The following is a 20135-nucleotide window of genomic DNA, read 5'->3' on the forward strand; positions in this document are numbered from 1 at the left end:
ATGAAAAAGCAACATCCTTTTCCTCCAAAATATTTCCTCAGGTTCTTTCGCTGGTTCTGCCATCCTAGGATGCTTGACTATATCGAGGGTGACTTAATAGAAGTGTATGACAGGAATTTCAAAAAATTGGGCAAGCGCAAAGCTGACTGGAAATTTATTCTCGATGTACTGTTGCTCTTCCGCCCAGGCATTATTCGGCCCAGAAAACCAATTCCAAACTTAACCACTTATGGTATGTATAAAAGTTATTTTAAAATCGGCTGGAGAACTCTAATCCGTAACAAGGAATATGCACTAATCAATATTGCTGGACTGGCATTGAGTGTGACATGTTGTATTTTAATTTTTGTGTTGGTAAAGCATCACCTGAGTTTTGACGATTTCCATCAAAACAAAGATAGAATCTATCGAGTAGTCACTGAGCAACACAGGGAATCGGTCTCTTATGTGAACAGTGTTCCTTCGCCATTAGGTCTGGTTTTGAGGGAGAATCATACCTATGGAGAAAAGGTGGCAAGAATGTTTCATGACAGTAACTCTGTTATCACTTTTGAGCGCAATGGAGAAATGCAGATGATTAAGGAACCTGATGGTTTTGCTTTTACGGAGCCTGAATTTTTCGAGATATTTGATTTTCCCCTCGTACAGGGATCAATTGTAACAGCCCTGAATGAACCAAATTCAGCTATCCTTACCGAAAGACTAGCCAAGAAATATTTTGCTGAACAAAATCCAATTGGTCAGGTGATTACCTATGATAATCAGGTATCTTTTACCATCACTGGAATCTTGAAGGATCTTCCAATTACCACCGATATCCGCCCAGAGATATTTGTATCCTATTCTAGCCTTAAGGAATACAATCCTTGGCTAGCCTCGGACAATGCCTGGGGAGGAATCAGCTCAGGAATGTATTGCTACACGTTGCTCCGGGCAGGAGTAAGTCCGGAAGAGGTGGAGGAAGCATTGAAGCCTTATGTAAAGCAGAATAGGCCTGAAAGTAAGAATGTTCACCATTATAAATTGCAACCTCTTTCAGATATTCACCTGAATGGGAGGTATGGAGGAGTTTTGGAGATGTCAGACATAGGAATTCTCATAGCGATCGGGATCTTTTTGCTGCTTACTGCATGTGTGAACTTTGTGAATCTAGCGACTGCCCAAGCTTTGAAAAGATCCAAGGAAGTGGGGGTTAGGAAAGTTTTGGGAAGTTTCCGAGCTCAGCTCTTCTGGCAGTTTATTTTCGAAACAGCCATCATTGCTACGATTAGTATTCTGATAGCAATCGCGGCAGCTTTTGCCTTAGTTCCTTATGTGAATGACTTTTTCCAAACCCAGATTCCAGTGAATTTTCTTTCTGATGGCATCTTAGTTTTGTTTATCGTAGGGCTGGATGTATTGGTCACGCTTTTAGCAGGATGCTACCCAGCTTTTATTCTGACAGATTTCAAACCCGTAGCTGCACTTAAAGGAAAGCTCTCTATGCAGCAGCTGGGAGGTTTCAATACTAGACGCTCTCTGATTGTCATGCAGTTTGTTATTTCCCAGGTACTGATCATCGGCGTCATCGTGATCATGAATCAGATGCGTTTTGCCAAGGAAGCAGATCTAGGCTTTGATAAGGAATCAATTGTAATGGTGAAGTTGGGAACTGATTCGGTTAATTCTATGCATGTCCTGAAAAATGAGTTTTTACGTCTTCCAGGAGTAAATAAAGTTTCCCTTTGCTACGCAGCACCAGCTTCATCCGACAGTTGGGGTAATTCTATCCGATTTGGCAATGACAGTGAGGAGGTAAACTTCCGGACTAATATGAAATTGGCCGATGCAGACTACATTTCCACTTTTGATTTGGAGTTATTAATTGGTAGGAACATTACACCAGCAGATACTGTGAGGGAAATGCTGGTGAATGAGGCTCTGCTCCAGCATCTCGGAATAACTAACTATGAAGATGCTATAGGACAAGTAATCTATGCAAACGGCGGGTCGATGAAAGGTCCAATAGTGGGAGTAGTTCGTGATTTCCATGACAACTCATTTCATGCCGGGATATCTCCTGCATTGATCGCCAGTGCCAGTAGTATGTATTCCAATTATGCCATAAAAATCAATGGGAACTCTGTGAAAGAAACTTTGGAAGAAATTCAGCAATTGTGGGAAGAGCAATACACAGGTAAAATGTTCGAATATTCATTTGTGGATGAGGATATAGCTCAATTTTACGAATCTGAGGATACGTTGCTAAAGGGGATTCAGTTTTTTTCATTTATCGCTATTTTCATTGGCTGCTTGGGACTATATGGTTTGATTTCATTTATGATTTCGCAGAAGACCAAAGAAGTTGGCATACGAAAAGTGATGGGAGGGGGAGTAGCTCATATCATCTGGCTATTCGGTCAGGAGTTTGTAAGACTGATTTTAATTGCCTTTCTGATAGCTGCCCCGATCGGCTGGTGGTTTATGAATCAATGGCTCCAGGATTTTGAATTTAAAATTAAGCTAGATGTGTGGACCTTTGTCTTGGCGGCGGGCAGTACATTGGTTATTGCTGCCTTTACAGTTGGATATCAGGTACTAAGAGTTGCTTATGTCAATCCTGTATTGAGCTTGAAATCTGAATAAGGAGGGTGTGTGGCTGCTTGATTGGAGGATAGAAGTATTAAAGAGTTAACTCCTTATTGGTTTTTTCGAAGAAACTTTGAAAATCAATAAAATCATTAGATTTGGGATTCAATGAACCCAATAAAATTAAGACACCTACTTTCTCGAATAGTTGAGAAAAATGACGAAAAAGCATTTTCGGAATTTTTTGACCATTATCATACAAGGCTAATAAATCTCTCTTTGCTCTTTTTGCCAAGGTATGATCTGGCTGAAGACGTGGTTTCGGAAGTGCTACTGAAGCTTCTTCAGAAAAAAGAAAGCCTGCTTGAAATCAGAAATTTTGAGGGTTACCTTTTTAAGATGGTTAAGAACAAATCTCTTAATCATTTAAAATCCAAAGCTGAGGAGCTTGGGAATATTCAAATTGATGACATCAATGATTACTTGCTTCCTGAACGGAATGATCCGGAAAAAACTTTAATCAATACCAATTTGGGTCAATTGCTTGACCGTGTCATTCAGGCTTTACCTCCTAAGAGGAGACTTGTGTTCAAGATGGTTAAGGATGAGAATATGTCCCATAAAGAGGTTGCTGAGATTCTAGAAATTTCTGAACGCACCGTTGAAGTTCATTTGAAACTTGCTATTAAAGACCTTCGGGTTTCTTTGAAGGAATACTATGAGGAACACAGGGATTATATCTCTATATCCAAACAAAGGTTCTTATCTATTTTTATATAAATCCTATATTTTAGAAATGTATTTTTGAATTTATTGATCTGACTATCAATGAAATGAGTTGTTCCCCTTAATTTTTTTTAAAAACTCCAGAAATCCATTACGGGATTTTTTTGATTCTACTGTCTTTACTTCTACAAGCATGACACATTTCCTTCATGGACGAAGAATTAGACATAAATCAACTTATTACCCGCTACCTAAACGGACAAGCTAGCCTTTCTGAGAAAAAGCAGGTTTTTGCCTGGGTGAAAGAATCTCCTTTAAATCAATATCAATTTGATAAGTTGAAAGACTATTGGGAGAAAGATACTGCAGATCCTAAGCTGATCAATCATGAGTTTCAGAAGCAGAAGTTATGGAAGCAATACCTTGATTCTTCGGATTCAGCGTCGGAACTGCTTTCAGCCAAACAAAAATCCGGTAGAATAAGATGGATAAGCATTGCGGCTTCCATTTCCTTGCTACTTACTGTCACTGCAATATTTAGTATAAGAGAAAGGTTATCAGCTCCTCAGACCATAGAAATAGAAGTAGCGACAATAGAAAAACATAACCCTATTGGTCAGAAATCCCAAGCTCAACTTCCAGATGGTTCCAAAGTCTGGCTAAATGCCGATAGTAAAATATCCTATCCGGAGAAGTTTTCTGATTCTGTTCGTCTTGTCCAGTTGGAGGGAGAGGCATTTTTTGATGTGCAGCATGACAGTGATCGACCATTTATTGTCATCGCAGATAATGTGAGTGTGCGTGTACTTGGTACCAAATTCAATGTAAACGCCTTTCCAAATCAACAGGATATAAATATTTCACTTTTGGAAGGTTCGATCAATGTCACTGCAGATTCGAACATGGATGGCTTGCTTGTAGAGCCTTCCAATGGAGTTTCCTACTCAAAACAACTTGCTGTATTCCGTGAATTTTCGAAGGAAAGTAATCCGGCAATGTTCGACAAGGCCATTTCTTGGAAGAATGGAAAATTAATATTCGACGGTGACGATCTGGAGGATTTTGTAACAGAAATAAACCGCTGGTATGGAGTCACGGTGAAAATAGTTGGGGTGCCTCAAAACGATTGGAGATTGATGGGAACTTTTGAAAATGAGTACCTCACAAATGTGTTGGATGCTATTGCTTACAACAAGGGATTCACATACGATTTAAAGGAAAAAGAATTGACACTAATATTTAACTAAAACCCCTAAAAAATAATGACAAAAAAAACCGTACTGATCTGCCAATCAATACGGTCTACTACGATTCATTGCGCTAATAAGTAAACAATAAACCTACCGAAATTATGAAAAAACGAGTACTAAAACTACTACTCATGGGATTAACCTACTCAATATGTGGGCTGATTTTGCAAATTTTCTTTATAAATGTTCTTGCTGCATCGGAGATAAATGCCCAGAATATAAAAAGTGTGAAAGATGTAAAGGTCAGCGTCGGCTTTGCTAATGAAAAGCTTAGTCAACTATTTAGCAAACTGGAGGAGGAAACTCCCTTTGTGTTTGTTTACGACAACAAAGATTCCTTTTTGGAACAACGGTTTTCTTTGAACAAACAAAGCCTTACACTGGAAGATCTTTTGCTGAGAATAGCGAGAGAAAACAAAGTCAAATTCAAACAGATTAATAATACAATCAGTGTCAGCTCAACTTCTACATTGGGCAATTCTGTTGAAGTTTCGATCCGGGAAATGACAATTTCCGGAGTTGTAACTTCCGCCACAGATGGGGTGACAATTCCTGGTGCTACAGTAATCCTTAAGGGAACTACAGTAGGTACTGTTACAAATATAGATGGTGAATTTACACTGGAAGTACCTGAGCAGGGAGCTGTTTTGATAGTTTCATTCATCGGCTATGAAAACCAGGAAGTGCCTGTAACTAATAGCACCCGTCTCGAAATCCGGATGCAGGAAGACCTCAAAAGTTTAGATGAGGTAGTCGTAGTAGGGTATGGTGTGGTGAAAAAAGAGGATCTCACGGGATCAGTAGCTCAGGTGGAAATGGAAGAAGTTCAGGATATTCCTGCCAATTCCGTGGAAAGAGTCCTACAGGGTAGAGCGGCCGGCTTGCAAATCATCAATCCATCCCAGGATCCTGGTGCGGGTTCTACAGTAAGGATTCGTGGCGGAAGCTCCTTAAGAGGATCGAATTCCCCTTTAGTTGTTGTGAATGGTTTTCCATTAGGCGATGCGGGCGAATTGAAACAGATCAATCCAGCTGATATTGAATCGGTCGAAGTGTTGAAGGATGCTTCTGCTTCTGCGATATACGGCTCAAGAGGTGCGAATGGTGTAATTATGATCACCACCAAAAAGGCTAAGCAGGGTCAAACCAATTTCAGTGTTCGTCAGCAGCTTACTATTTCAGAATTTACCTCTGAACTTAATCTCTGGAGAGACCCCGCTTTGATGGCTCAGCTGAATAATGAAAGTAGGGTAAATGGTGGATTTGAACCGGTTTTTATCGGGGAGGTTTCTCCATCAGGGATTTACTATCCTTCAGTGGAAGAACTTTCTAATGGAGACTGGCCCAACAATACACGATGGGATCAGATAGTTTTTAGAGATGCACCCATTTCAAACAACACAACCTTAACCATCGCAAGCAGCAACGAAAAGACGAGTTTTAACCTTAGCGCTGCATATTTTACTGACAAAGGGATACAGATTGAAGATGATTACTCGAAAATCAACACAAATTTCAGTATCAGTCATCGGGTTCTTGATAATCTTAAAATCACTTTTTCAAATATTCTTACAAAAGGGAAGCGGAATGCCAATGGTGGTTTAGCCTACTGGAGAAGTCCTGTCTGGCCTGTATATGATGAGTCTGGAGATTACTATATGCTGAACAGCAATGATTTCAGTCATCCAGTAGCAATAACTGAGAATCGTAAGAATGAGTCCAAAACGCTCGATTTACTGTCCTTTTTGGACGTAGAGTGGGAGGTAATTCCTTCACTTACAATTAATTCTAGATTGAACTTCAAGTTTGGTACCAGTATCAATGATGTGTATCAGCCAAAGCGCTATACAGAAGCTGGACAGTTTAATAATGGCGCGGCATATATCAACAATTGGCAGGGAAGTACAGTCGTGAGTGAGACTTTTGCCAACTATAGAAAGGTATTTGGAAAGCATGACTTTGGAGCTACCCTTGGCTATTCATATCAAAATGATGAATCGAGAACTTCTAACCTAGGTGCATTTGATTTTGTGAATGAAACGCTAAACAATGAGAATTTGGGAGCTGGGAATTTGGAACTTAACAGAGTAAGTAATGGATTGGTAGCTTCTGAATTGGTTTCTGGGATCTTTAGATTCAATTATACTTTTGACGAGAAGTACCTTTTCACCTTCACTTCCAGAGCAGATGGTTCTTCCAAATTTGGGGAGAACAATAAGTGGGCATTTTTCCCTTCAGGAGCATTGAGCTGGAAAGCTCATGAAGAAGAATTCATAAAACAAATGAATGTTTTCGACCAGCTGAAGTTTAGGTTAAGTTATGGTATTTCGGGAAATCAAGGAATCTCACCATATCAAACACTCAGCAGATATGGAGTGAGTAATTACTTCAATAACGGGAACTGGATAACTGCAATCGGTCCTGGTATCGAAGTTGGAAGAACTGGACAATCAGGAATAGAAGTGCTATGGGGAGGGATACCAAATCCGGATCTGAAATGGGAGACTACAGCCCAGTTTGATGCGGGAGTTGACTTCTCTCTTTTTGACAGTAAGTTGAACGTGACTTTTGATTACTATCAGAAGAATACGGACAACCTTCTTCAGGAGAGAATTTTGCCACTTTCATCAGGGTATGATCGAATGTGGATCAATAACGGTTCTATCACTAACAGAGGAATTGAACTTACGGTAGGTGGTGATTTGATCCAAACTAAGGATTTGAATCTGAATGCTACTCTGATCTATTTCCAAAACAGAAATGAGGTTACCAGTCTAGGAGATCCGGAGGAATCCGGTTTGATCACCGATCCAAATACAGGTATGCAGTTCCAGTATTCGGGCAACAGTATTGAGCAGTTCAGGGGATTTCCTAATCTCCTTGCAGTAGGCCAGCCGGTAAATGTCTTTTATGGTTACAAAGCAGATGGTATCGTTCAGACATTGGAAGAAGGAGTGCTCGCAGGTCTGGAAGGCGACCTTGCTCAGCCAGGTGAATATAAATACGTGGATATCAATGGAGATGGCAGTGTGGATGAAAATGACCGTACTATCATCGGAAATCCAAACCCTGATTTCCTAGCTAGTTTAAACCTTGCACTGACCTATAAGAAGTTTGATATAAGCATTTTTCTAAATGGGGTGTTTGGTAACGATGTGCTAAATACTCAGGCATTTAACCAGCCAAGCATGACTCCATTCCGCTGGACTCCTGATAATCCTACGAATGAATATCCAAGTCTAAAAGACGGCAGACAGGTTAAGTTTTCTGACTGGTGGATTGAAGACGGATCTTTTGTAAGAATTCAAAACCTGAACATGGGTTACAATTTTGATTTGCCAAAGGCGATGCGTTTACGCTTGTCTATGAATGCTGCCAATCTGTTCACGTTTTCCAAATTCAACGGATATGATCCTGAAGTTGGGACAGATGGTAGATACTGGGGTGGATATCCGCGATTGAGACAATGGACTGCTGGTTTGAATCTGACATTTTAACTGAACACAAACATGAAATTTCAAAAATATATACTGATAATAGTTGGTCTGTTTACGATTAACGCGTGTGACCTAAGTGAGGAGCCATATGGTTTCTATTCAGAAGATAATTTCTACAATTCGGTAGCCGATGCCGAAGCAGCAATTAGTTATGCCTATGATGCGTTAACTTTTTTGGAATATTCCAGAACGGTATTTATGCTAGGGGATATGCCCTCGGATGAGTGCAACCCAAAAGCTGATGAAGGGGCAGACGCTCAGGATCTGAATAACTGGAAAGTAGCTAATTTTTCAACTAACGGGAGTTTGGTTAATTTCTTCAAGTATGCCTACATCGCTATCAATAGAACAAATGCAATTCTTGATGTGATTCCAAATTCAGCCATTGAAGAATCAGCCAAAGCCAAATACCTGGGTGAAGCACATTTCTTGAGAGCTTGGAGTTATTTCAATTTGGCTAGGAACTTTGGCAGAGTGCCTATGCATAGATCTTTTGTAGGAACTCTGGACCAGACTTCATCTCCGCTAGCTACCGATTTGGATGAAGTTTATGATCTGATCCTAGCGGACTGTAAGCAAGCTATCGAACTTCTGGATATCAATAGAGCCACTGGAAGGGCAGATAAAGTTGCTGCTCAAGCTTTGGCAGCAAAGGTTTACCTGCATATAGCTTCTTCAAAAGATCACAACGTGCCACAATACACAAGCAGTAGAAGAGAGGTGTCATCCATGTATGATAGTGCTGCTTATTTTGCAAAGGAGGTGATTACAGGTCAAAATATCTATGGTTTTGATGATCAGTTACTGGATATCTATGATGTGGATCAACCTACCGGTCCGGAACATATTTTCCTGATGTCTATGGATAGAAGTGGAATCATAGAAGGGGATTATTCTAAAATTTCTAAACTTTTTATCCCATATATCGCTGGTGCGGCCATTTACCTCGACAACGGTGATGGTACGTTGACTGAATCCCACGACGGTTGGAGCGTGTTTCAGACCAAGGAATCTTTCTACGATACCTTTGATGAGGCGGATAAGCGAGGAAGTGAATTGCTGGTATCTACTGTCTATGATGAGTCAGGTGAAGAAATCGCATCCTTCCCAGGTGCAGTTCCTTACAGATTCTCAAGAAAATATGTAGACCCACATTATATCCAGGATAAGACTAGCACCAAACCGTATTTGATAAGATTTTCTGACGTTGCTTTAGTTTATGCAGAAGCCGCCGGGCCAAATGCGCAAGGTTATGAAATGGTCAATTACATCCGCAACCGAGCAGGTTTAGGGGATTTGATTCCTGGATTATCTCTGGAAGATTTTAGAGAGGCAGTTTGGCAGGAGCGTAGCTGGGAGCTGATGTATGAAGGTAACCGCATGTATGACTTACGCAGGTTCAATAGAGTGAATAAACTCATTGATGAAGCAGCAGCTTTAACGGATGAACAAGTTGCATTTTATCCGCTTCCTCAAATTGAAATCGACTTGAATCAGTCTCTGTAATGAATAACCCAAAATGTCAATAACTATGAAATCATATATAAATAACCTGTTCCTGCTTCTGATTGTCATCACTCAGTTTTCCTGTGTAAAAGATCCGTTTGAAGAATTTGATGAGGGCAACTGGAATAATGAGCGAAGTATTCTTACCCTCAAGTTTGAAAACCAAGTGGGAAAAGAGGAAATAGTCCGGGTGGATGACCAGACAGGCACAATCACTTTGGGTATCAATACCGGAGCTGTTGCAGATTTGAGTGCTGTCAAGATAAATTCATTGGTTCTTTCTTATGGAGCAGAGGCAACGGCACAGCCAGGTGAAACTTTAAACTTTGAGAATGAATCGAGTAGTAGTACCATCACTGTGACTTCTCCAACTGGTAAATCAAGGATATATACTGTGATTGCAGAGCCCTTCGAAGAAACCATAATCGGAACGTACCACATTCATAATTTGATAGTCTATGGAGGTACGGGGCCTGAATATGGTGGCGGAGGAGTACTTGCTATGACGGACAAACCTTGGGTATGGCTTCCTTCGGGAGGTCCGGATGCAGAGCTGGATAATACTTTGACTCTAGAATTGGAAGGTTTTACTGAAGATGGAAATAGCTTTGGTAAGATTGTAAACAATGCAGGGGCTGACGAAACGTATGCTGACTTTCAACAAGTTGCTTTTGGCAGTTATCCTGCAACGGATGTCAATGGTTTTTACAGAAAAATCCCAACCGGTGAAGGAACTTGGTCCAGAAATTATGCTACTGGTATGGTGACCTTCACCTTTGCTGATGGTACTAAAACAAGTGGTCAATTTGTGGAAGGACCTGTCACTGAGGATTTAGGGAATGGATATTCCAAAACAGTTGATAATTATGCATTTGCATTCAATCTGAATGGCACTGATGACTGGAATAGTATCTATAGTGACTATGACAAGTTTATCAAGCGACCAAGACGGTATTGGATTGATTTAGAAAAAGTTGATTAACTATATATGTGGGCATTTCATCCAATTGCATAGATGAGAATGCCCATTTTTTATTCTAATGAGATTTAAAATAACCCACATTAAGAAAAAATGAGATTTCCTAAAATATTATTACTTATAGCATTAGTGTTCCATATGGGCTGCAGCTCAGCAGAAGAACCAATTATAACTCCACCTGACCCCACACCGCAAGAAGAAGTAAAGTTGTCGCTGGTAGATAAAAATGCGACCGAAAAGACTAAAGCCCTCTATTCAAACCTATGGGCAATACAATCCAAGGGCTTTATGTTTGGGCATCATGATGACTTGCTCTATGGAAGACTTTGGTACACGGATGCCGGTGGATCTGACACAAAGGAAATAGTTGGGGATTTCCCAGGAGTTTATTCTGTTGACTTTGCGGAAATTATGGATGATAGACATTCCTCCAGCGACCTGAATGATGATCGTAAGAGAACCATCCTTGAAGCAAGAAGTAGAGGGGAGGCCATTACTGCATGTGCCCATCTCAATAATCCTTTAACCGGCGGAGATTCCTGGGATAATTCCAGTAATCAAGTGGTAAAAGAAATCCTTACCGAGGGAAGCGCAACAAATGTTAAATACAAGGTTTGGCTAGATCGTTTAGCTTCATTTCTTGGTGAATTAAAAGATTCGGAAGGAGATTTGATTCCTATTATTTTCAGACCTTATCATGAGCATACCCAGACTTGGTCGTGGTGGGGTAGTAGTGCCACCACTCAGGATGAATTTATATCGTTTTGGAAATTCACGGTGGATTACCTCACCAAGGAAAAGGAAGTACATAATCTGATCTTTGCTATTTCTCCGCAACTGGATAGTCCTAGTACGACAGATAAGATTTTATATCGTTGGCCATGTGACGATTATGTAGACTTTATAGGAATTGATAGTTATCATGGCACCAATACAAACTCTCTTTCCACCAATGTTTCTAATCTAGCTGCTCTGGGTAAAGCTAAAATGAAGCCTGTTGGTGTTACTGAAACAGGAATCGAAGGCGTCCGTGACAATTCTGGAAATGAATATGCCAAATATTGGACAAAGGAGATACTTACACCTATCATCGGAAAAGACATTTCATTAGTAGTCGTGTGGAGAAATAAATACGATCCAACACAGGAAGGATATCACTATTATGGTCCTTGGGCTCAACACAGTTCTGCAGCTGATTTCAAGGAGTTTTATAAAAGTTCCTTTACACTATTCAGCAAGGACTTGCCGAATATGTACAAGATGGCTGAAAATGTAGTTGTTGAGTAATACGATAGATTGATAGGCAAAAAAGGCTAATTCGGAAAGAATTGGCCTTTTTTGATGGATTTTCTGCTTGAATTAAAGAACTATTCATTAAGACGTTCCTCCTTCCAACAAATCAGAGAATTCTGTTTTAAACTCTTCTCCAAGCAGATTCAAGTAATCTTTGCAGAACTGATTGTAGGCTGTTAAAGCCTGACCTTTTTTACCAAGTTTCGAAAGCGAATAGCATCGTTGTTTCAGTGCCTCATCATTTAGAGGGTCAAGTTTGAGGATTGAATCTGATAGTTTGGCTAATAAATTATGATTATCTGTTTGACGCATAATTTCAAAAAATACATCAAGCAATTGGGCAGAGAAATCAGCTTTGAACTGGTCCATCCATTCTGTCTGAACACTTGGACAAATACCTCCTTTTGAGGAATTGCTGAGCAATCGTTCTACTTCTTGATCGGTGAGTTTATTACCTGATTTGACTTTCTGAAACAATTGCTTGGAATCAAAAATATCAGAATACACTGTGTCGTCATGTTCTATTTTCCAAAAGGTGTTTTCATGAGTCAATATCAGTGCGGTTGACACTTTTTCCAGGATAAGCCTAATCTTGCTGATGTTGACATTCCTATTGTTTCTGGCACTGGTAGTGGTCTTATCGCTCCACAGCGTTTCGGTTAGTATTTCTGACGAAATTCCTTTTTTGTCCAAAATGCCTGAAAGGTAAATGAGTAGAAAAAGTTGTTTTATAGTCGGTGTAAAATGGCCTGTAATGTCCTCCCCATTTTTGTCAAAAATCTGAAATCCTCCCATCAAATATATTGCAGCGCCCTGGGGTTTTTCCATCACTGTTTTTTCAGTTGGACTTGCTGCCAAATTCTCCTTTGTATGGTTTTTTTGCTTCACCCTATTTCCGTATTTCCTAAATACAAGAATTGCTGCAATGATCACTATTGCCCCAGCTATTAAGAGTATAAGTGTTGATTTACTGGTTTTTACTCTATTGGATTGCAGAGCCTCATTTCTTAAAAGTGGGGGATAAGCCCGTTGGTAGAATTCCACTATGCTATCCGTACGTGTTACTGCGATAAGTTTTGATTCATTAGAGTTTAGGTATAGCCCTGCCCAACTTTCAGTATCCAGAAAATTATAGGGAATTGAGTCTTCAAAGGCTCTGAAAACTTCATTTGTAATACCAATTTCTGTCAATTGAAGGCTAGTATTATAATTGATGTTGTTATAAAGCAAGGTGTAGAAACTTGATTTATCCTTTGAAATGATAGAATTAGCGACCGGGGTGAATGGAGTGCTTATGTTCTTTAACTCCTTGATTTTCTGTATGCTGTTACTTTTGAGATCTAGCGTATAAATGTCGTAATAATGTTGTGGATTTATCCCTTGGTTTCCAGTAGGGCTACCAAAGCCACCAAAAAGTAAAACTTTCTGGTCATCCATCCACCCGGCGCTGCTTAAGTACCTTGGAGGTATTTGACTTGAGGTATTAATAGAATCCCATGAAGTTGCCCCATCCTTCAGAGACATCAAATTGGATTTGTACGTATAATGGCCATAGCCTCCAAAAGTCACAATCTGATCTTTTGGCTCATTGAAAAGCCTGACATGATGCCATAGATCCGGCTCTGGGCATGTGTCTGGAGCAGACAACCAAGAAAGGGTTTTTATATTGAATTTATTTATTGCAACGGTGTCGAAGGAGTAAGACCATATTTCCTTAGTCTTATCATTATAAAGGATGTTATTGTCTAGGCAAGGGTACGGATTACCGTATCTATAAGGTATGCTAGCCATTTCTCCAGTACTAGTGTTGTAAACTTTGACCTGATCCAATCCCACAATGAAAATAGTATCGGCTGCCGCAGTGCTGGTGATGCCGAGGATTTCTGACATGATCAGACTTTTCGATTTTGTCCAATTGGTATGCTTGTCTATCTCCCAGTTGGGAAATTTTACTTCTGCTTCATAGCCTTTGACCTCATCATACACCCAGTCATTATTGTGCTTTATTAGCTGCCAATCTCTTCTAGCCACATCAGAATCATGTATTCTGAGGTTTTTCAGTGTCATCGGGCAAACATCACTGTTGAGCATTTTAGCAACTTTGCTTGCTCCAAAAACAATCTGAAATTCATCTAGGCCAGTGAAACCATTGAGAATTGCTTTTTTTTCAATTCCATTAATACTTAAGGTGAATTCACCTGAATCCGGAACGTAGGTCATTTTTATTTTCGCCCACTCGTTATATATAACACCTCCAAGGTCCTTCCAATAGAAAGAAAGTACAGATTGATCACCTACCACTAGCCAAAAATTCTCCGTTTCAGATGCCAGATTGGATACTAGGTTGATTGGAGTGGTTTCATTTCCAAGCATTTTAAAAATATAGCCGTAGTAACCATCCCCTTGTCTGAACCGAATGTCAAAATTCAGGACTAGTTTTTCTTTGATTGTGATAGGATCGTCCGGTGTTAAGTTTAGCGAGGTTCTTTCGTCCTGAATTACTTCATGGGAATTGAAGTACAATCCTGAATTCAATCCAGTTTGTGCTTCTGCTCTTGTCCATAAAAGCTGAGTAAAAAGTAGTATTAAGAAGAACTTGATTTTGTTCACGTGTGAATAGGCTTTAATCTTTCTCCTGATGGAGTATTTTGGGTAATTGTCTTTATTGGGTAATACCAATATAAACCTAGAAAAGAAATATGGGCAGTGCTATTTTTTGACTATGGATTTTTTTGTGTTGAGTGTTTATTATTCTATCTCATAATGTTAAAAACAATGGAGAAGGAGGAGCTGATGAATTCCTTCTTGCCCAAATACAGAGAATATTTTCAGATTATTCATCTTTTTTTGACTTTGTTCCAAATTATATGAAGTGTTAAGCGAATATTAATTCCAAATTAATTGCCCTGTGCTTCATTTAGGACAGTTTTTGATCAAACCATTAACTGAACCCAAAATGAAGAATACCTACTTTACAAATTACTTGGAGAATCAAATCCATGTTTTTTTAGCATTTCTACTACTTGATTTTTTCAGATCAAGTGATCAGCCTAAAGGCTTTCTCAATATTAAAATCCAATGAATTCCTGTTTTGTCCTGCTCGAATTTCGGGCAGGCCTAGCATCTATTTTCCTATTCTTAACCCAAAATTTAATACCGATGAAACATGATTTTACCTGACTTTTCACAATCAATCACTCTTCTCTGAGTGGTTAATCTTTAACAATTCCCAATCCTAATCTAAACAACATGAAAAAAAACAGACCTCTTATCAGGAGGGTGTTCATCCAGTACTACCTGGCGGTAGTCTTTACTTTGATGATACCCTTCTTAGTGAATGCACAAAATGACCCTGTTCTGAAAAAACAAGTGACAGGAAAGGTTTTGGATGGCAAACAAGAGCCAGTGCCAGGAGTGACGGTTCTCCTTCAAGGAACTACCACGGGTACGGTGACTGACATTGACGGATCCTTTCAGCTTCTTGTCCCTGTAGATGGAGCTGTACTTGACTTCAGCTTTATAGGCTATAAGAAGCAAAGTATTTTAGTAGGCAATCAAAGTCAGCTGACTATCACAATTGAAGAAGACATAGCTGGCCTTGAAGAAGTCGTGGTAATTGGGTATGGTACCCAAAAGAAAGAATCGCTTACCAGTGCGATCAGTAATATAGGTGCTGAGGAGATTCAGACGACCACTAGCTCAAGTTTAGCTCAGAAACTTCAGGGAAAAGTCCCTGGCCTTCAAATCCGACAAAACTCCGGACAGCCGGGTGAATTCAATACTTCAATTAATATCCGAGGTTTCGGTGGAGCTCCGCTCTATGTGATTGATGGGATTCCAAGAGATGGAGGAAGTGAGTTTCAGCGATTGAATCCTGATGATATTGAAAGTATATCCGTTCTAAAGGATGCATCAGCTGCAATTTATGGAGTAAGGGCGGCAAATGGTGTAATAATCGTCACTACCAAAAAAGGTACTGCCGGAGTTACAAAATTCAATTACAGTGGAACTGTAGGTTTCCAGACTCCTACAGGTGTGCCGGAAATGGCCTCAGCATCCCAGTGGGCTCAAATGAGAAATGATGCTGCACTGTTAGGAACTGGTGCACCATTCTATTCCCAGGAAATCCTGAATAATTATATCACAGGAGCCCCAGGCTATGAATCTACGAATTGGTATGATGAAACACTGAAGGATAAGGCTTGGCAGTATCAGCAAAATTTGAGTGCAAGCGGCGGAAATGAGAACGTAAATTATTTTCTGAGTGGCGGATATTTTAACGAGCAAGGCCTCTTGCAATCCAATGATATCAAGTACAAGCGCTATACGTTGAGATCAAACATCACAGCCAAACTTTCAAAAAACCTGGAGACACAGGTTTTTATAGCCGGGAAAATAGACAAGCGATCTGATCCAGGAGAGAATTTCTTCAATATATTCAAAGGTACACGGACGACTCTGCCTATTGAGCAGCCTTTTGCAAACGGGAATCCCCAATATCCATCAAGTGTAGGTTCAGGTCAAAATCCTGTTGCTCTGGCAAACAGAGATTTGACAGGTTATAATGAAACAACGGATAAGAATATCCAGTCTTCAGTTTCTTTAAATTATAAAGCTCCTTTCTTGGAGGGCTTAGCATTCAAAGGCTTGGTAGCCTATGATTTCACTTCCAATCTGAACAAGAATCTATCAAAAGGTTACAATCTGTATAATTATGATTCTAATGAGGATAGTTATGTAGTGCAGAAGCAGCGCGACGGAAACTCAAACATTTCCAATAGAAGCTCAGATTTCAATAGGATCACTTTACAGGCTCAGGCAGCTTACAATACCAAAATCAATGAAGATCACAATCTAGGTGGTGTATTGGTGTTCGAGCAGCAACAAACCTGGTCCAGATGGGTGTCAGCACTTCGGTATTATGATTTTTATACCACAGACCAGATCAACTTCGCTGGCTTGAATAATCAGCAGGCTGGAGGTCTGGAGGAACAGACCGCGCGGGTTTCATTTGTGGGAAGATTTAATTACGACTTTAAGGACAAATACCTTGTAGAGTTCTCTTTCCGTGAAGATGGATCATACCGATATCACCCGGATGCACGTTGGGGCTTTTTCCCGGTAGGTTCCTTAGGATGGAGAATTTCTGATGAAAGCTTTATGAGTGGTACTTCCTCCTGGCTTTCAGATTTGAAAATCCGTGGTTCATACGGGATAGTTGGAGAAGACGCCGGTAACCCTTTCCAATTTGTCAGCGGATACACGACTACTGGGGGCGGAGGATACGAATTTATAGATGGAACCTATACAGTAGGAGCTGGATCACCATCTATTGTGAATGAACAACTCACGTGGTTTACCTCTGAAATTCTTGATTTAGGCTTTAACCTTGGGCTTTGGGACGGAAGATTCAATATGGAATTTGACGTGTACCAAAGGAATAGAGAGGGCTTGCTAGCCTATAGAAATCAGTCCTTACCAAACACTTTTGGTGGTAACCTTCCTCAGGAAAACCTGAATAGCGATCAGGTACGTGGCCTGGACTTTATGGTAGGCTACAAGAATGAAGTCAATGGTTTCCGATATGGAATCAGTGGTAATTTCAACTATGCAAGGACGAAAAACATTTATGTAGAAAGAGGTGAATTTTTGAACAGCATGGACCGCTGGAGAAACGGGAATCTGGATCGTAACAACGATGCAGTTTGGGGTTTCCAATATCAGGGTCAGTTTGCAAATCAGGAAGAAATTCTCAATGCACCTATTCAAAACGGAAGCTTGGGGAATATCCGCGAACTCCCTGGAGATTTCAAATACGAAGATGTTAATGGAGATGGGATCATCGATGGAAATGATATGCTTCCTACATTCTGGAATGGAACTCCTAAAATGTTTTTTGGTCTAACATTGAATGGATCTTACAAGGGATTTGATTTCAACTTCCTATTCCAGGGTGCAGCCAAGTATTCGGTGAGATTCAATGAAGTATATGCAGAGATTTTAGCATTTAAAGGATCGAATACGCCAGCCTATTTCTTTGATCGATGGAGAAAAGAGGATCCTTATAATGCAGACAGCGAGTGGGTTCCAGGTACCTGGCCAGCATCCCGTTTGATTGAAAATATGGGGATGATCTATGCGGAAAGTGAAGTGTGGAGAAGAGATGCTTCCTATGTCAGGTTCAAGAGTGCGGAGATCGGATATACATTTAATTCCAACGCTCTTAATACAATTGGACTGTCAAGTTTGAGAGTGTTCAGTAATGCGCATAACATCTTTACGATCACAGATCCATTTGTAAAGGCATTTGATCCGGAGAAACTGGAAGGTCTATTCAACGCAGGATTTACCTACCCACTTCAGCGCAGTTTCAACTTTGGTATAAGCGCAAACTTCTAATTCTATTAACATGAAAAAGATACATTATTCTATACTTATACTTATTACAATGCTCGTGCAGAGTTCGTGTAATAACGTGCTGGATAAAGAACCACTTGATAGGATTCAGGGCGAACAACTCTTCTCTGATCCTGAAGGAGTGAGACTTTATATGGCAAATCTATATTCTCAACTTCCGGTAGAGGATTTTGCCTACTTCCGAAATGGATTTAATATCAACGGAGGTGATCCCAACAATGGTGGGTTTGCTGTAACAATGCTTACGGATGAGGCAGTGCATTCTGAATTTGGAGATTTCTTTCGAAATGAAGACATCGCCTGGTGGGAACCAGCCTACAAATTGATCAGGGATGTAAATCAATTAATTGCCATAATACCTGACATTGATGTGACTGAGTCTGATCGAAATCAGATACTGGGAGAAGCATTATTTATCCGTGGGTATGCCTATTTCGGCTTGGTGAAAAGGTACGGCGGCGTTCCTTTGATCGATGAAGCACAGGCCTATTCAGGTGATATTGAATCACTGAAAGTGCCTAGATCTACAGAAAAAGAAACCTGGGATTTTCTGCTGAATGATTTGCAGATGGCGAGCACAACACTTCCCGAGCAATGGTCAGGAGGAGAGCGTAGGGCTACCAAATGGGCAGCACTTGCGCTAATATCAAGAGCATCCTTACATGCTGCATCGATAGCCAAATTTTCGGATAAAGCGCCGCTTTCTGGAAATGCAGCTGATGCTGGATTAGTTGGACTGAACACAGGTGATGCCAATTCATTTTATCAGAAAGTGATTGAATCTTCTGAGGAAATTATAAACAGCGGAGCTTTTGGTTTGTACCAGCCTAATCCGGCAAATCCAGCTGAAGCAGCTAGCAATATCCAAGGGATGTTTCAGAATGCCAATGTGGCAACGATCGAAGCCATTTTTATTAAAGGTTATGCAATACCGGGCAATGACCGTGGACATAACTACGATATCTGGTTTGGACCTGCACAGCTTGCCAATGGATGGCCACACCCAGGAAGAATGAACCCTACATTGGATTTTGTGGAGCTATATGAAACCTATGACAATCCAGGGGAAATCACTCCTTTTCAGACCCGATCTGACGGAGTAGTGACTGATTACAATGGTTTTAATCCATCTGTTCCTTACATCGAGTTTAATGATCCAACTGCTTTGTTTTCAAACAGGGACGCAAGATTTCATGCAACTGTCCTAGGTCCGGGCTCGATCTGGAAGGATAGAGAAATAATAATTCAGGCAGGTTTTATAAAGCCAGATGGAACTCCTGTGATTCGAACCAGAGATCAGGTGGAAGTCAATGGTAGAATGTATTATTCCTATGGAGCTGAGAATGTATCCCAATACTCAGGTTTCGATACCTATGGAGGCAACAATACCCGAACTGGATTCTCATTCAAAAAATTCTTGAATGAAGATAAGGCTGTGGTTCCTGGCTGGAATCAAAGTACCTCAGATTTTATGGATATGCGCTACGCAGAGGTGTTGCTTAACTATGCCGAAGCAGTAGTTGAAAGTGGTCTTGGTAATCCTGCTTTGGCAAAAAAAGCGATCAATGATATCCGTAAGAGAGCTGCACATACGGTAGAAGTACCGCTCACATTAGAAAATGTGATGCGTGAAAGAACCGTGGAATTGGCTTTTGAAAACAAGCGATACTGGGATCTGATCCGAAGAAGGGAATACGAAGAGGAATTCACCAACAGAAGAAGACATTCCTTATTTCCGATCCTTGACCTGCGGGAATCTGATCCGGTTTACATTTTTGTTAGGGAAAATGTGCCTTCTATGGAAGCTCAGAATTTTCAACCTAGATTCTACTATAGACCTATTCCGGGCATAGGTGGAAATGGGCTGACTCAAAATCCATCTTATTAATCTAATGAATA

At 40.3% G+C, this 20135-nt stretch carries 10 protein-coding genes; 9 read left to right on the plus strand and 1 reads right to left on the minus strand.

Translation table 11 applies throughout. The features are described from left to right. The 7 genes from AACZ87_RS01815 (at position 1) to AACZ87_RS01845 (ending at position 11813) form a co-directional block, all read left to right on the plus strand. On the plus strand, positions 1-2625 hold the full coding sequence (locus tag AACZ87_RS01815; RefSeq protein ID WP_339864271.1) for an ABC transporter permease: 2625 nt from the start codon (positions 1-3) through the stop codon (positions 2623-2625). A gap of 111 nt (positions 2626-2736) precedes the next feature. Then, positions 2737-3348: an RNA polymerase sigma-70 factor gene (locus AACZ87_RS01820; protein WP_339864273.1), complete on the plus strand. Its 612-nt coding sequence runs from the start codon at positions 2737-2739 to the stop codon at positions 3346-3348. Between the two features lie 155 nt (positions 3349-3503). After that, entirely contained in the window at positions 3504-4541 is a 1038-nt protein-coding gene (locus AACZ87_RS01825; RefSeq protein WP_339864275.1) for a FecR domain-containing protein, read from the plus strand. A gap of 104 nt (positions 4542-4645) precedes the next feature. Continuing rightward, the gene (locus tag AACZ87_RS01830; RefSeq protein ID WP_339864276.1) at positions 4646-8041 is read left to right on the plus strand and encodes a TonB-dependent receptor; all 3396 of its coding nucleotides are present in this window, start codon (positions 4646-4648) and stop codon (positions 8039-8041) included. A 12-nt stretch (positions 8042-8053) separates the two neighbouring features. Further along, on the plus strand, positions 8054-9547 hold the full coding sequence (locus AACZ87_RS01835; protein WP_339864278.1) for a RagB/SusD family nutrient uptake outer membrane protein: 1494 nt from the start codon (positions 8054-8056) through the stop codon (positions 9545-9547). A gap of 25 nt (positions 9548-9572) precedes the next feature. Further along, positions 9573-10529 carry a hypothetical protein gene (locus AACZ87_RS01840; protein ID WP_339864279.1) on the plus strand — a complete coding sequence of 319 codons (957 nt, stop codon included), beginning with the start codon at positions 9573-9575 and terminating at the stop codon, positions 10527-10529. A gap of 90 nt (positions 10530-10619) precedes the next feature. Then, positions 10620-11813, plus strand: a complete 1194-nt coding sequence (locus tag AACZ87_RS01845; RefSeq protein WP_339864281.1) for a glycosyl hydrolase — start codon at positions 10620-10622, stop codon at positions 11811-11813. Positions 11814-11900: 87 nt separating this feature from the next. Here the strand turns inward: AACZ87_RS01845 and AACZ87_RS01850 are convergent, their stop codons facing one another. Continuing rightward, positions 11901-14429: a hypothetical protein gene (locus AACZ87_RS01850; RefSeq protein ID WP_339864283.1), complete on the minus strand. Its 2529-nt coding sequence runs from the start codon at positions 14427-14429 to the stop codon at positions 11901-11903. A gap of 639 nt (positions 14430-15068) precedes the next feature. Between AACZ87_RS01850 and AACZ87_RS01855 the strand changes: the two genes are divergently transcribed. Continuing rightward, a complete protein-coding gene (locus AACZ87_RS01855) occupies positions 15069-18218 on the plus strand; it encodes a TonB-dependent receptor (protein WP_339864285.1) in 3150 nt (1049 codons plus the stop codon). Between the two features lie 10 nt (positions 18219-18228). After that, the gene (locus tag AACZ87_RS01860; protein WP_339864286.1) at positions 18229-20124 is read left to right on the plus strand and encodes a RagB/SusD family nutrient uptake outer membrane protein; all 1896 of its coding nucleotides are present in this window, start codon (positions 18229-18231) and stop codon (positions 20122-20124) included. Positions 20125-20135: the final 11 nt, after the last annotated feature.

This window comes from uncultured Algoriphagus sp. (assembly GCF_963974365.1).
Classification (GTDB): domain Bacteria; phylum Bacteroidota; class Bacteroidia; order Cytophagales; family Cyclobacteriaceae; genus Algoriphagus.

Coding starts and splice junctions, on each gene's coding strand:
- AACZ87_RS01815 (WP_339864271.1), top strand. CDS start 1: ATGAAAAAGCAACATCCTTTTCCTCCAAAATATTTCCTCAGGTTCTTT.
- AACZ87_RS01820 (WP_339864273.1), top strand. CDS start 2,737: ATGAACCCAATAAAATTAAGACACCTACTTTCTCGAATAGTTGAGAAA.
- AACZ87_RS01825 (WP_339864275.1), top strand. CDS start 3,504: ATGGACGAAGAATTAGACATAAATCAACTTATTACCCGCTACCTAAAC.
- AACZ87_RS01830 (WP_339864276.1), top strand. CDS start 4,646: ATGAAAAAACGAGTACTAAAACTACTACTCATGGGATTAACCTACTCA.
- AACZ87_RS01835 (WP_339864278.1), top strand. CDS start 8,054: ATGAAATTTCAAAAATATATACTGATAATAGTTGGTCTGTTTACGATT.
- AACZ87_RS01840 (WP_339864279.1), top strand. CDS start 9,573: ATGAAATCATATATAAATAACCTGTTCCTGCTTCTGATTGTCATCACT.
- AACZ87_RS01845 (WP_339864281.1), top strand. CDS start 10,620: ATGAGATTTCCTAAAATATTATTACTTATAGCATTAGTGTTCCATATG.
- AACZ87_RS01855 (WP_339864285.1), top strand. CDS start 15,069: ATGAAAAAAAACAGACCTCTTATCAGGAGGGTGTTCATCCAGTACTAC.
- AACZ87_RS01860 (WP_339864286.1), top strand. CDS start 18,229: ATGAAAAAGATACATTATTCTATACTTATACTTATTACAATGCTCGTG.